The following is a 12,479-nucleotide window of genomic DNA, read 5'->3' as shown; positions in this document are numbered from 1 at the left end:
AGATCATCTGTTGATGATCTTCCATCAGGGAAGTGATTGCCGCGCCCGGGCGACCTGCCGATCGTCCGTCCTGGTCGCGATTGTCCATTGAGCCGGCGGCGCGCGAGCGCGAATGAGACGCCATGGCGGATATCAGCTCAATTCTGTCAACAACCGTCGGTTAGATGCTACTGACAAACGCGGCGGCCGATGCGAAACTGCTTCTGCTATCAGGCTGCCACAATCTTGGCACCAAGAGCCAGATCCCTCTCGCCAACAAGCGCGATTAGCTTGCCATGGAGGCGGGTCAGGAGCGGGGAGCAGGGGTTTTCGCCCGCATGGCGAACGCCGACACCCTCCGCGGCGAACCGAACCCGTGCAAGTGTCATATCGTCGCCCCGCTCGGAATGGGCAATGAGCTGGCGCGTCAGCCACAGCTGCCAGCGATGCCGAATGCCTCGGTGGGTGTCGACGACGCCGCGGATGCATCAGTGGCTAGGCAAGGTCCGCCAGGAAAACAGCGATCTCATCGAAATCGAGCACGCGCGCGTGCTCGATCGCCTCCGCCGCCACCAGGACGATATTCACGAGCGGATGGTGCTATCGTCAATCCCGGCAAGCGAGTGCGTGTCTCGGCGCGACAGCGCTAACGCGTGCGGTTCAGTCAGCGCATTCTCGATCGACCGATTTGGCGACCAATCAACCAGCCTACGATCAGCCCCGCCGACATGATTAGGTAGCGCACGATCGTCCCCGCTTCTGAAGCAACGGCAATCGCAATAACGCCAGCGACAAACATGCCGACGAATATGCCGATCATGCTGCCAATATCTTCCGGTGTCCGTTTTGAAGCCACAGCAAGACCCTCCCCGGTTGTTACGGAATGCAACGTGACACGATTATTGGAGCAAGTCGAATCGAGCAATCGGAGGAAACGAAAACATTATTTTCGACCGCGATGAGTGGCAGGCATTGGCTCGGCCAGAAGCGGTCAATTACTCGGCTGGTGTGGGAAAGGGTGTGGGAGATCTGAGCGGGGCAGGGCAGAACGCCCCGCAATTTCAAATCTCTAAACGAAAGAAATGGCTCCCCGGGTAGGATTCGAACCTACGACCGATCGATTAACAGTCGATTGCTCTACCGCTGAGCTACCGAGGAACATCCCGCCGATGCGGGCAAGGCGGCCCCTTTGCCGCGAGCCGTCAACTTTATCAAGAGGGTTTTGGCGGGATAGGCTCTGCTCAGACGATAAATTGTTCCATCGCGATGCGTTCGTCGAGCCCTTGATCAGGATCGAACAGCAAAGTCAGCGGCCGACTGCGGTCGGTGGTGACCAGAACGGTCTTCACATCGCGGATCTCGCGCTGGTCGGCAACGGCGCTGACCGGGCGCTTCGCTGCCTCGCGGACGTTGAAGCGGATGCTCGTCGATTCGGGGACGAGCGCACCGCGCCAGCGGCGCGGCCGGAACGGGCTGATCGGGGTCAGCGCCAGCATTTCGGATTCTGAGCGGCAAGATCGGTCCGTTGGCGCTGAGGTTATAGGCGGTCGATCCCGCGGGGTCGACACCAGCACCCCGTCGCACGCCAGTTCCTCGAGCATCGTCTTTTCGTTGATCAGCACTTCGAGCTTCGCCGCCTGGCGCGTTTCGCGGAGCAGTGAAATCGTTGATTGCGGGCAGGATATGGCGCTCGCCGCTGATCGTCGTGATGTCGCCGCTCAAGGGATGGATCAAAAAGGGACGCGCCGCCGCGAGCCGGTCGACCAGGCCTTCGACGCGAAACTCGTTCATCAAAAAGCCGATGGTGCCGCGGTTCATCCCGAACACCGGCATGCTGCGCCGCTGGTCGAGCAGTTGGTGCAGCATGTGGAGCAGGAAACCGTCGCCGCCGAGCGCGATCAGCAAATCGGCCTCGTTCAGGTCGACGAAGTCATAGAGTGGGCGCAGCTCGGCCTCGGCTTCCATGGCGGCGGGCGCGTTCGATGCGACAAGCGCGATCTTGCGATGCATATTGGTCCGGTTCCCCTAGCGGACAGGCTTTCAGCCGCCCGTTGCACTCATATGACGCGCGACCGCCGGTGTGGACTTTCGTTCGATGTGAAAGTCATGCGCGCGGGGTTTGCCAGCCAATGCCAGATCAATCAACCCATCGACGTCGCCAGCTTCACGCAGCGCCGCGCGCAGATCGACATGGTCGTCCTGCCCCAGGCACATATAGACGCGCCCCTCGACGGTCAGGCGGATGCGATTGCAAGTCGCGCAGAAATTGTCCGACAAAGGCGTGATCAGGCCCAGCGTGACCGGGCTGCCTCGACCGAGAAATAGCGCGCCGGACCGCCGGTGCGCTGGTCGACAGGTACAGCGCGTGCGTTTCGCGCAGTGGAGCGATGAAGTGGTGGAGCGGAATATAATGATCACTCCGGTCGTCTTCGACCTCGCCGAGCGGCATTGTTTCGATGAGCGTGAGATCGCAGCCGGTCGCGGCGCAATAATCGAACATCGGCAGGAGCTGATCGTCATTGAGCCCCGCGAGCGCGACCATGTTGATCTTGACCGCCAGCCCTGCGGCGCGCGCCGCGGCGATGCCGCGCAACGCGACATCGACGTCGCCGACGCGCGTGATGTGCCGGAAAGCGGCGGGGTCGAGGGTGTCGAGACTGACGTTGATGCGTCGAACGCCAGCCGCCGCCAGCATCGGGGCATGTTCGGCCAGCCGCATGCCGTTGGTGGTCAGCGTCAGCTCATCGAGGCCGCGACCGACCATCGCCCCAATCGCATCGCCAGCGTATCGATGCCGCGCCGCACCAGGGGCTCGCCGCCGGTCAGGCGGATGCGGCGAATCCCCCGCGCGACGAATCGCTCGGCCAGTTCGCCCATTTCTTCGATGCTGAGCACCGCCGATTTGGGCAGAAAAATCATATCCTCTGCCATGCAATAGCGACAGCGCAGATCGCAGCGGTCGGTGACCGACAAGCGCAGGGCACTGATTCGACGACCATGACCGTCGATCAATGGCGCCGTCGATGCGGCAGGTTGGGAAAATGTGGCAGCCACGCTGCTCTTGTGATGCAAAAGGCAGGAACTTGGCAAGCAAAGCCTGCTAGGGGGACGCAATGAATCGCTTATCCGAAACCCTGTCTGCGTGTGTCCGAAAACTTGAAGCCCTGCACCTGCGTCACGACGCCGACGCCGGCGTCATCCTGGTGCAGATCGACTGGATGGCGCGGATCAATAGTAGTGCCGGGACCGCGACGGGCGACGCGGTGCTTGACGAGATCGGGCGGCGGCTGGAAAATTTCGCCAGCGACGAATTCGGGCAGGGGTCGTGCGTCGACCGGCTCGACGGGCCGCGGTTCCTGATCGTGCCGTCGAGCCCGATGTCGCTGGGGGCATTACGCGCGCAGGAGCGCGCGTTGCACGTAGCGCTGGCCGAACCGATCGTCGGTGATCCGAATGGGCGGCTGTCGATCCGCATCGCCGCGGCGCTGATTGTCCGCGACGAGTCGGTGGCCGAGCAACTGCGCACCGCGGGTGACCAGCTCGCGCGCCCCGCATCGGCGCGCGATGGCGTGATGGTGCATGCCGCGCTGTCGGGCAATGAGGTGCTGATCCATTATCAGCCGCAATATGACGTCGGTACCGGCGAAATGATCGGGGTCGAGGCGCTGCTGCGCTGGCAGCATCCCGAATTAGGCCTGCTTGGCGCCGGGCCGCTGGTGACGGCGGCGCGCGCGGCGCGGCCTCGAGTGCGAGCTGACTGAACATGCGCACCGCGTCGCGCTGGCCGAAATGGCGCAATGGCCCAAAGCGCTGGCCAAGCTGCGCGTGTCGCTCAACATCACCGCAGCCGATCTGGGCGACCGAATTTGTGGGACGGTTCGCCGCGATGGCGAAAGCGGCGAAGATCGATCCCGACCGGCTGACCCTCGAACTTACCGAACAGGCGATGCTGAGTGATCCGGCGAGCGCGGCGGAGCAGTTGGCACAGATCCGCGCGCTCGGCTGCGCGATCGCGATCGACGATTTCGGGACCGGCTATTCCAGCCTGTCGCTGCTTGCGCGGCTGCCAATCGATTATCTCAAGATCGACAGCGGTTTTACCCGCACCATCGATGGCAGCGACCGCGACCGCATCGTGGTTCGCGCGATCGCCGATCTGGCGCGCGCGCTGGGATTGCTGGTGGTGGCCGAGGGGATCGAGAATGAGCGCCAGTTGGCGCGATTGTCCGAGCTCGGCGTCGCGTCGTGGCAGGGGTTTTTGAAGTCGGGACCAGTGCCGGGCGATCAGTTGCTGGGGTTGATGGCGTAAAACCCTCCTTCAGGCGCGGGATTGGTCAGGCCACCTGCCGCGCCAGCTTGCCCAATCCCTTCGATAACTGCAGCGCGCCGTTCAGACGGGCGCCCGTACTCACCTAATCGCCGCTCACCGACAGCTTGTTGTCGGGCGCAGCCGCGGCGCCTTTCAACCGTTTCGACATAGGCGATCAGCCCGGGAACGTTTGCGAACTGGTCGCTGTGGAACGATACCAGCGCGCCTTGGTGCCGACATCGAGCTTGGCAATCCCGGCGATCCGGGCGTTTGCCTTGATCTCGATCAGGAGGACGAGGTTTGCTGTTTCGGGCGGGAGTGGACCGAAGCGGTCGATCATCTCGGCCGCGAAAGCGATCGATCGCCGCGCGATCCTCGGCGTCGTTGAGGCGGCGATAGAGCGCCATGCGCACTGCCAGGTCGGGCACGTAGTCTTCCGGGATCATGATCGGCGCATCGACGGTGATCTGCGGGTAGTGCCTCGCGCGGCGGCAGGGTGCCGGCGCCCTCGGCCTTGGCGGCCAGGATCGCGTCCTCCAGCATCGACTGGTAGAGCTCGAAGCCGACCTCTCCGATGTGACCCGACTGCTCTTCGCCCCGCAGGTTGCCCGCGCCGCGAATGTCGAGATCGTGGCTGGCGAGCTGGAAGCCCGGCGCCCAGGGTGTCGAGATCGCCCAGCACTTTGAGGCGCTTTTCCGCGGTGTCGGTGATCGCGCCGTGTTCGGGCGTGGTGAGGTAGGCATAGGCGCGCAGCTTGGACCGACCGACCCGCCCGCGCAGCTGGTACAGTTGGGCCAGCCCGAAACGGTCGGCGCGGTGGATGATGATGGTGTTGGCGCTCGGGATGTCGAGCCCGCTTTCGACGATCGTGGTCGACAGCAGCACCTCGTACTTGCGGTCGTAGAACGCGCTCATCCGCTCTTCGACCTCGGTCGGGGTCATCTGGCCATGGGCGACATAGTTGATTTCGGGCACGCGGTCGGCGCAGGAATTCCTCGATGTTCCGGGCATGTCGGCGATGCGCGGCACGACGAAGAAGCTCTGCCCGCCGCGATGATGCTCGCGCAGCAGGGCCTCGCGGATCACCACTGCGTCCCATGGCATCACATAGGTGCGCACCGCCAGGCGGTCGACCGGCGGGGTCTGGATCATGGAGAGTTCGCGCAGGCCCGACATCGCCATTTGCAGCGTCCGCGGGATCGGCGTGGCGGTGAGGGTCAGCACATCGACGTTGGTGCGCAGCTTCTTCATCGCCTCCTTGTGGTTGACGCCGAAGCGCTGCTCCTCGTCGACGATGACCAGGCCGAGCTGTTTGAAGCTCGACCGATTTGGCCATCAGCGCATGGGTGCCGATGACGATGTCGATGGTGCCACTCGGCCAGCCCGGCGCGGGTCTTGCGCTTCGCCGGCGGACGAGGCGCGACAGGCGGCCGATGTTCAGCGGGAAGCCCGCTGAAGCGCTTGACGAAATGGCTGAAGTGCTGGCGGGCGAGGAGCGTGGTCGGACAGACGAGCGCGACCTGTGTCCCCGCCATTGCCGCGACGAAGGCGGCGCGAATGGCGACCTCGGTCTTGCCGAAGCCGACATCGCCGCAGACCAGCCGGTCCATCGGCTTGCCCGCGGCCAGATCGCCCAGCACATCATCGATTGCGGCTTCCTGATCCTCGGTTTCCTGCCAAGGGAAGCGTTCGGCGAACTGGTGTAGGCGGCGTCCTGGCAGCAGCACTGCGCCCGAGCGCAGCGCGCGCTGCGCCGCGGTCGCCAGCAGTTCGTCGGCGATCTCGCGGATGCGCTCCTTCAGCCGCGCCTTGCGCCGCTGCCACGCTTCGCCCCCGAGCCGGTCGAGCGCGACGCCGTCGCTTTCGCCGCCGTAGCGCGACAGGACGTCGAGGTTCTCGACCGGGATGTAAAGCTTGTCGCCGCCCGCGTAGGTCAGCATCACGCAGTCGTGCGGGCTGTTGCCGACCGGGATCGATTTCAGCCTCGTAGCGGCCGATGCCGTGGTCCAGGTGGACGACGAGGTCGCCGGGCGTCAGCGCCGAGAGTTCGGCGAGGAAAGCGTCGGCGCTCTTGCGGCGCTTCTGGCGGCGGACGAGGCGGTCGCCGAGGATGTCCTGTTCGGTGAGGAGGGCTGATCGCGTCGGAGGCAAAGCCGTGGTCGAGCGGCAGGACCAGCGCGGTCGGGCCGCCGCTTTCGGCCGAGGCAGTCCCGAGCGCTTCCTGCCAGCCGTCGGCGCGGCGGGCGACGTGGCGCCATGCTCGGCAGTAACCCGACAGGCGATCGCGTGCGCCGCCGGAATAGGCGGCGATGATCGTGCGGCGTCCCTTGGCGACGCGCGTTCATCGGCGCAGGTGCTTGGCGGCCTTGTCGTAAATATTGAGGTCGGCGCGCGTTCGGGGGCGAAATCGCGCGCTGGCGAACGTCCGAAATCGATGACCTTGCGGCGCGGTGCGGCGTCGAACGGGTGATGATGTGGATCGGGCGGCGCTGGCCGCGCCCGCCCATTCGGTCGCGGTGCAGATAGAGCGTGGTCGGGGCCAGCGGGCGGTAGCTGCCGGTCGACTCGCCCAGCGGCGCGACGCGGTTCGCGGTGATAATCGGCGATCGCGGCAAAGCGCGTCTCGGCGGTCGCCCGCCGCTGCGGTGGCCGCGCAGCACCGGGGTCGCCGGTCGATGTGGTCGAACAGCGTGACCAGCCGGCCTCGAACAGCGGCAGCCAGTGGTCCATGCCGGCCAGTCGCCGCCCGTCGCTGACCGCCTGATACAGCGGATCGCCGGTGGCCTGGGCGCCGAACATTTCGCGGTAGCGGGACCGGAAGCGCTTGATCGCTGTCCTGATCGAGCAGGGCTTCGGTGGCGGGGAGAGGCAGCGCCTGCAGGGGCGGCTGCGCTGATCGGCGGGTTGAAGCGGCGGAGGCTTTCAGCTCGTCGCCGAAGAAATCGATGCGCAGGCCGTTCCCTTCACCGGCGGGAAACAGGTCGACGATGCCGCCGCGCACCGCAAACTCGCCTGGGTCAGCGACGGTGTCGACGCGGCTGAAACCGTTCGCGACGAGCAGTTCCGCAAGCGGATCGCGGTCGATCCTTTGCCCGGCGGCGAGCGTCGTCGCGAGCTGACGGATGCGGAACGGGGTCAGCGCGCGCTGGGGATCGCGGCAACGGTGGTGAGGATCAGCTCGCCGCGCGGCCGGGGCTTGCAGCGCCGACAAAGTCGCCAGCCGGTCGGCGCTGACACGCATCGACGGCCCGGCGCGGTCGTAGGGCAGGCAATCCCCACGCGGGAAAGCGGTGGACGGTGAGATCGGGCGCAAAGAAGGGTGCGGCGTCGGCAATTGCCTGCATCGCGGTGTCGTCGGTCGCGATATAAGCGAGGCGCTTGTCGCTGGCGCGCGCCAGATCGGCGAGGAGCAGCGGCAGGAACCCGTCAGCCGCGCGCGCCAGTGTCAGCGGGGTCGTTGCCGACCCAATCGCGGCGAAAATGTCGGCGGCAGGGATCGTCATGGCAGCGGGATATAGTCCAGGCGGCGCATCGCGGCGATCATCTCGGGCCGGTTCAGATGCGCGGGCGGCTCACCGGTGCCGAGCGCCCACGCCATGATATCGACGTCGTCTTCCTCGACGACGATTTCGTACCAGGCGATCTCGTCCTCGCCCCACGTCGTGGCATAGCGGCTCGAAAAAAGCCGCCGATCATATAGTCAGCCTCGCGCGTGCCGCGATGCCAGGCCCGGAATTTCAGGCGTTTGAGGCGGTCGGTCATCTGTTTCTTTTCCCTTCTCGCTCGACGGGAGAAGGATAGGAGCCTTGCCGCTTTGCGGCCAGGCGAAGTTGGATGAGGGTGCGCGCGCACGGCGAGCGCGCGCTTGCTTTGCAAGCGCATACCCTCACCCGCTGCGACTAACGAGCAAGCTGGTAGTCCCCGCCCTCTCGCGCAAGGGGAGAGGGGTGTAACTTTGCGCGGTCAGCGTTAGACACGATGAACCATGCGACCCGAAATCCTCAATCCGCTCTTTGCCGCACTCACCGACCTCAAAGGTGTCGGGCCGCAGCTTCTGGCCGCTGGCGCGGGCTCGGGCTGGAGCGCGTCGTCGATGTGCTGTTCCACCTGCCGACCGGGCTCGTCCAGCGCCATCCGGTCGATCGCCTCGACGATGCGCAGCCGGGGCAGCAGATCATCATCACGCTCACCGCGCAGGACTACCCGCTCGGGCCGCAGCCCGCGCGCGCCGTTCGGGGTCGATGCGTTCGATGGCGCGGGCGATCATGTCCGGCTCGTCTGTTTCGGGCGAACGTCGGGGCTGGCGAAAAGCTGTTCCCGCTCGGCGAAGCGCGGCAGGTGTCGGGCCGCCCTGACAGCTATGGCGAGATGCGGTAGATCGTCCATCCCGACCATGTCAGCGAACCGGGAGCGCCGAGGCGATTGCGACGAGCGAGGCGGTCTATCCCTGACCGAAGGGCTGACCAATGCGCGGCTGTCACAGCTGGTCGAGATCGCGCTCGAACGGCGGCCCGAACTCGCCGAATGGATCGACGGGCCGCTGCTCACCAGCCGCGGCTGGCCCGCAGGGCGCGAGGCGTTGGCGCGCGCGCATGCCAGCCCGCATGACATCGCCGCGCACGACCGGCTCGCCTAGGACGAGATTTTCGCCAGCCAGGTCGCGTTGATGCTGATCCGTGAGGGACTGCGCAAGCGCAAGGGGCGCGGTCGTCGGCGACGGGCGGCTGATCGGCGCGCTGCAGCTGCCGTTCGGGCTCACGGGCGCGCAGGAGCGGTGGGCGACGAAATTGCTGCCGACATGGGCCGTGAAACCCCAATGCCGCGGATGCTGCAGGGCGATGTCGGCTCGGGCAAGATACTGTTGCGCTGCGCGCGATGCTGGCGGCGGTCGAGGCGGGAACGCGAGCGGGGCTGCTCGCGCCGACCGAGATTTTGGCGCGCCAGCATTTCGCGACCTTGCAGGCGATGCTCGCGGGGCTGCCGGTCAACATCGCGATTCTGACCGGACGCGACAAGGGCCGGGTGCGCGAATCGACGCTGATGGGGCTGGCCGACGGCAGCATCGACATTCTCGTCGGCACCCATGCGATTTTTCAGGATGCGGTGGCATATCGCGATCTGGCGCTGGTGGTCGTCGACGAGCAGCATCGGTTCGGCGTCGCGCAGCGGCTGATGCTCACTCAGAAAGCTGCACGCCCGCCGCATTTGCTGGTGATGACCGCGACCCCGATCCCGCGCACGCTGCAACTCGCCAATCATGGCGAGATGGATGTGTCGCGGATCGACGAAATGCCGCCGGGCGCACTCCGGTCGACACCCGCGTCGTCTCGGTCGACCGGCTCGACGAAGTGGTCGGCGGATTGAGCGTCACTTGGCCACCGGGGCGCAGGCGTACCTGGGTCTGCCCTTTGGTCGCCGAGAGCGAGATGAGCGAGCCTCGCCGCCGCCGAGGAGCGCGCGTGCTGCGCGAGCGGTTGGGCGCCGACCGCGCCGGGCTGGTTCATGGCCGGATGAAGGGGCCGGACAAGGATGACGTCATGGCGCGGTTTCGGGCCGGGAAATCGGGGCGCTGGTCGCGACAACGGTGATCGAGGTCGGGGTCGATGTCCCCGCCGCCAGCCTGATGATCGTCGAACATGCCGATCGCTTCGGTCTGGCGCAGCTGCACCAGCTGCGCGGCGCGTCGGCGCGGCGCGGCGAAATCGGTGCTTGCTCGCTGCGCTCGCAAAACCTGTCCGAAACCGCGCGCGATCGATTGGCGCTGATGCGCGAGACGAACGACGGGTTCGTGATCGCCGAAAAGGATCTGGAGCTGCGCGGAGGTGGCGAACTGCTCGGGCTCCGCAGTCGGGCGACGCCGATTATGGGCTGGCGAGTGCCGAACAGCCGTGCGATTAGTTACCGGTCGCGCACGACGATGCGCGGCTGTTTGTCGAACGCGACGGGGGCATGGACGGCGCTCGCGGCGAGGCGGTGCGGCACCGCCTGTATCCGTTCGAACGCGATGCGGCGGTGCCGCTGCTCAGAAGTGGTTAGCTGACGTCCGCCCGCGCGCCCATGGCGCGGATCATCGGTAGATAATCTTCGACCGCGATCGACCGGTCGAACTGCACGCCGGTCTTGCCGCCCAGCGACCACACGACCTTGGCCGCGGTGCGACCGATGATCGGCATGCGGAACACGACGAGGTCACCGATCTCAAGCCCGCGCTCGAAGCGCATTAGCATACCGTCGGCGCTGATGTTGACGCAGGTGCACATTTCCGCCGTCCGTCGGGCATGACGAAGGGCAAGCGAACATAGACGCGCGCTAGCGGAGCAATTCGCTGGTCGAGCCCGACATAATGGGCCTTGCTGATGTCGATCTTGCGCATTTTTGTGGACCTTTGTTGGTTTGGGCATAAGATCCGCTCGATTGCTGAAGATTGCAAACGCGTTTCTGCGCCTTACCGCGTCACAAGGCCATGTTTTTCGCGCCCAGGCTCAATGGCACCGGATCGGCATCCGGCTGAATCCGATGATGCGGGTCGCGAATGACGACGCCGTTCACCTTGACTGCGCCCTCGTCGAGCTTGCGTCGCGCCTCCTTGTTCGACGCGGCAAAGCCCAGTTCACGCAGCGCGTCGACGACGCTGATCCCTTCCGGGGCGCGGCGGCCTGCGGCAGATCGCCACCAATCTGTCCCTTTTCAAAGGTTTGCGGCGGCGGCCGACGGCGCGGCGTCCTCGCCGCGGCACATTGCGGTGTTCGTTCGCCAGCATCTTCTTTGCCTCGTTGATCTCGGCGCCATCGAGTTTCTCGAGCCGCGCGATCTCATCGAGCGGCAGATCGGTGAATAACTTCAAAAAGCGGCCGACGTCGCGGTCGTCGCAATTGCGCCAGAACTGCCAGTACTCAAAATGGGACAGTTGATCTTGATTAAGCCACACCGCGCCAGCGGCGGTTTTGCCCATCTTGGCGCCCGCCGCGGTGGTCAGCAGCGGGGTGGTCAGGCCATAGAGGTCGGCGCCGTCCATGCGGCGGCCCAGTTCCATGCCGTTGACGATATTGCCCCACTGGTCCGACCCGCCCATCTGGAGCCGCACCCCCATGTCTTTCGACAGATGGCGGAAATCATAGCCCTGCAGGATCATGTAGTTGAATTCGAGGAAGGTCATCGGCTGTTCGCGTTCGAGCCGCAGCTTCACCGAATCAAAGGTCATCATGCGGTTGATCGTGAAATGGGTGCCGACTTCCTGCAGCAATTCGATGTAACCAAGCTGCCCCAGCCAATCCTGATTATTGACCATCACCGCGTCGGTCGGCCCGTCGCCAAAGGTCAGGAATTGCTCAAAGATGCTGAAAATCGACGCTATGTTCGCGGCGATCGTCTCGTCGGACAGCATCTTGCGGCTTTCGTCGCGCCCGGTCGGGTCGCCGATCCGCGTCGTCCCGCCGCCCATCAGCACGATCGGCTTGTGCCCCGTCTGTTGCAGGCGCCGCAGCATCATGATCTGGACCAGGCTGCCAACGTGCAGGCTGGGCGCGGTTGCGTCGAAACCGATATATCCGGGGACGACCTGTTTGGCGGCAAGTGCATCGAGCCCTTCCGCGTCAGTCATCTGGTGGATATAGCCCCGTTGATCGAGGACGCGCAGCAGGTCGGATTGATGGTTCGTCATAGCGGGCGGGCGCTTAGCATGGGGTTGGAGTTTTGGATAGCATTCGCAAAGCGCTGGTCTGCCACCCCGACACCCCGGCCCGAACCGTCCGGTCGGTCGCGGTTGAGGTCACGCTGTCGTTCGATGACGGCTTTGCGCTGCGCTATTTCGTCGAGGGCCCGGTGGGCGATATCGCTGGCTGCCCCCGGCGACGGCCAGCTCGTCATCGCCGACAGCGCGACCGACGGATTGTGGCAAGGCACCTGTTTCGAGGCGTTCCTGACCGAAGAGGGGCAGCCCGACTATACCGAATTCAACTATGCCCCCGACGGCCGCTGGGCCTGTTATCAGTTCGACGATTACCGCTCGCTGCTGCGCCCCGACGAGCTCGCGCCGTGGGAGATGGTCGCCGAGCGCAGCGATGCGCAATATGCGCTGCGCGTCGAGCCGGGAATATTTCCCGACACCGGGTCGAAGCTTTCGCGCCTGCGCGGTCATTGAAGAACTCGATGGCACCAAAAGCTATTGGGCGCTCGCGCATCCGCCCGGCA

Annotated in this window: 16 protein-coding genes, 1 tRNA gene and 5 pseudogenes; 10 read left to right on the top strand and 12 right to left on the bottom strand. The window is 65.3% G+C overall.

What is annotated here, in order from left to right:
* Window positions 1-643: 643 nt before the first annotated feature.
* The 4 genes and pseudogenes from IPF76_RS10580 to moaA form a co-directional block, all read right to left on the bottom strand.
* Window positions 644-799: a hypothetical protein gene (locus tag IPF76_RS10580; protein ID WP_293843270.1), complete on the bottom strand. Its 156-nt coding sequence runs from the start codon at window positions 797-799 to the stop codon at window positions 644-646.
* Between the two features lie 263 nt (window positions 800-1,062).
* Window positions 1,063-1,137: transfer RNA gene (locus IPF76_RS10575), tRNA-Asn, on the bottom strand.
* Between the two features lie 83 nt (window positions 1,138-1,220).
* Window positions 1,221-1,989 (bottom strand): annotated as a pseudogene (locus tag IPF76_RS10570) (NAD kinase).
* A gap of 30 nt (window positions 1,990-2,019) precedes the next feature.
* Window positions 2,020-2,991: pseudogene (gene moaA, locus IPF76_RS10565) on the bottom strand (GTP 3',8-cyclase MoaA).
* 101 nt (window positions 2,992-3,092) lie between these two features.
* On the opposite strand from moaA, the gene IPF76_RS10560 reads away from it, so the two are divergent.
* On the top strand, window positions 3,093-3,740 hold the full coding sequence (locus tag IPF76_RS10560; protein ID WP_293843268.1) for an EAL domain-containing protein: 648 nt from the start codon (window positions 3,093-3,095) through the stop codon (window positions 3,738-3,740).
* A gap of 107 nt (window positions 3,741-3,847) precedes the next feature.
* Window positions 3,848-4,288 carry an EAL domain-containing protein gene (locus IPF76_RS10555; protein ID WP_293843266.1) on the top strand — a complete coding sequence of 147 codons (441 nt, stop codon included), beginning with the start codon at window positions 3,848-3,850 and terminating at the stop codon, window positions 4,286-4,288.
* Window positions 4,289-4,463: 175 nt separating this feature from the next.
* Here the strand turns inward: IPF76_RS10555 and IPF76_RS10550 are convergent, their stop codons facing one another.
* The 3 genes from IPF76_RS10550 to IPF76_RS10540 form a co-directional block, all read right to left on the bottom strand.
* Window positions 4,464-4,628: a TRCF domain-containing protein gene (locus tag IPF76_RS10550; protein WP_293843832.1), complete on the bottom strand. Its 165-nt coding sequence runs from the start codon at window positions 4,626-4,628 to the stop codon at window positions 4,464-4,466.
* A 102-nt stretch (window positions 4,629-4,730) separates the two neighbouring features.
* On the bottom strand, window positions 4,731-5,540 hold the full coding sequence (locus tag IPF76_RS10545; protein ID WP_293843264.1) for a helicase-related protein: 810 nt from the start codon (window positions 5,538-5,540) through the stop codon (window positions 4,731-4,733).
* Window positions 5,537-6,271 (bottom strand): DEAD/DEAH box helicase, encoded by a 735-nt coding sequence (locus IPF76_RS10540; RefSeq protein WP_366499557.1) that lies wholly within the window; start codon window positions 6,269-6,271, stop codon window positions 5,537-5,539. Before IPF76_RS10540 ends, IPF76_RS10545 begins: the two co-directional genes overlap by 4 nt.
* Between IPF76_RS10540 and IPF76_RS10535 the strand changes: the two genes are divergently transcribed.
* Window positions 6,249-6,425 (top strand): hypothetical protein, encoded by a 177-nt coding sequence (locus IPF76_RS10535; RefSeq protein WP_293843259.1) that lies wholly within the window; start codon window positions 6,249-6,251, stop codon window positions 6,423-6,425. The two genes, IPF76_RS10540 and IPF76_RS10535, sit on opposite strands and share 23 nt — an antisense overlap.
* Window positions 6,426-6,444: 19 nt before the next feature.
* Complete coding sequence (locus tag IPF76_RS10530) at window positions 6,445-6,759, top strand: hypothetical protein (RefSeq protein ID WP_293843852.1); 315 nt, start codon at window positions 6,445-6,447, stop codon at window positions 6,757-6,759.
* Window positions 6,760-7,269: 510 nt separating this feature from the next.
* Here the strand turns inward: IPF76_RS10530 and IPF76_RS10525 are convergent.
* The 3 genes and pseudogenes from IPF76_RS10525 to IPF76_RS10515 form a co-directional block, all read right to left on the bottom strand.
* A pseudogene (locus tag IPF76_RS10525) lies at window positions 7,270-7,530 on the bottom strand (hypothetical protein); the annotation flags it as partial.
* Complete coding sequence (locus IPF76_RS10520; protein ID WP_293843257.1) at window positions 7,463-7,792, bottom strand: hypothetical protein; 330 nt, start codon at window positions 7,790-7,792, stop codon at window positions 7,463-7,465. The gene IPF76_RS10520 and the pseudogene IPF76_RS10525, both read right to left, overlap by 68 nt.
* Window positions 7,789-8,051, bottom strand: a pseudogene (locus IPF76_RS10515) (succinate dehydrogenase assembly factor 2). The gene IPF76_RS10520 and the pseudogene IPF76_RS10515 overlap by 4 nt, the downstream one beginning before the upstream one ends.
* A gap of 333 nt (window positions 8,052-8,384) precedes the next feature.
* On the opposite strand from IPF76_RS10515, the gene IPF76_RS20825 reads away from it, so the two are divergent.
* The 5 genes from IPF76_RS20825 to IPF76_RS20805 all read left to right on the top strand — a co-directional run bounded on the left by IPF76_RS20825 (window position 8,385) and on the right by IPF76_RS20805 (window position 10,329).
* Window positions 8,385-8,666 (top strand): hypothetical protein, encoded by a 282-nt coding sequence (locus IPF76_RS20825; RefSeq protein ID WP_366499506.1) that lies wholly within the window; start codon window positions 8,385-8,387, stop codon window positions 8,664-8,666.
* 16 nt (window positions 8,667-8,682) lie between these two features.
* Window positions 8,683-8,925, top strand: coding sequence for a hypothetical protein (locus IPF76_RS20820; protein WP_366499504.1), 243 nt, complete (start codon window positions 8,683-8,685; stop codon window positions 8,923-8,925).
* Between the two features lie 239 nt (window positions 8,926-9,164).
* Window positions 9,165-9,653 (top strand): DEAD/DEAH box helicase, encoded by a 489-nt coding sequence (locus IPF76_RS20815; protein WP_366499502.1) that lies wholly within the window; start codon window positions 9,165-9,167, stop codon window positions 9,651-9,653.
* A 62-nt stretch (window positions 9,654-9,715) separates the two neighbouring features.
* Entirely contained in the window at window positions 9,716-9,877 is a 162-nt protein-coding gene (locus IPF76_RS20810) for a hypothetical protein (protein WP_366499500.1), read from the top strand.
* Complete coding sequence (locus IPF76_RS20805) at window positions 9,874-10,329, top strand: hypothetical protein (RefSeq protein WP_366499498.1); 456 nt, start codon at window positions 9,874-9,876, stop codon at window positions 10,327-10,329. The genes IPF76_RS20810 and IPF76_RS20805 overlap by 4 nt, the downstream gene beginning before the upstream one ends.
* Here the strand turns inward: IPF76_RS20805 and IPF76_RS10505 are convergent.
* Window positions 10,322-10,549 carry a PilZ domain-containing protein gene (locus IPF76_RS10505; protein ID WP_293843255.1) on the bottom strand — a complete coding sequence of 76 codons (228 nt, stop codon included), beginning with the start codon at window positions 10,547-10,549 and terminating at the stop codon, window positions 10,322-10,324. The two genes, IPF76_RS20805 and IPF76_RS10505, sit on opposite strands and share 8 nt — an antisense overlap.
* 193 nt (window positions 10,550-10,742) lie before the next feature.
* Window positions 10,743-11,949 (bottom strand): annotated as a pseudogene (tyrS, locus tag IPF76_RS10500) (tyrosine--tRNA ligase).
* A gap of 123 nt (window positions 11,950-12,072) precedes the next feature.
* On the opposite strand from tyrS, the gene IPF76_RS20800 reads away from it, so the two are divergent.
* Window positions 12,073-12,429 carry a hypothetical protein gene (locus tag IPF76_RS20800; RefSeq protein ID WP_366499495.1) on the top strand — a complete coding sequence of 119 codons (357 nt, stop codon included), beginning with the start codon at window positions 12,073-12,075 and terminating at the stop codon, window positions 12,427-12,429.
* Window positions 12,430-12,479 lie beyond the last annotated feature (50 nt).

It is taken from the genome of Sphingopyxis sp. (genome assembly GCF_016704835.1).
Classification (GTDB): Bacteria; Pseudomonadota; Alphaproteobacteria; order Sphingomonadales; family Sphingomonadaceae; genus Sphingopyxis.
This window is presented reverse-complemented; position numbering and strand designations above follow the sequence as displayed.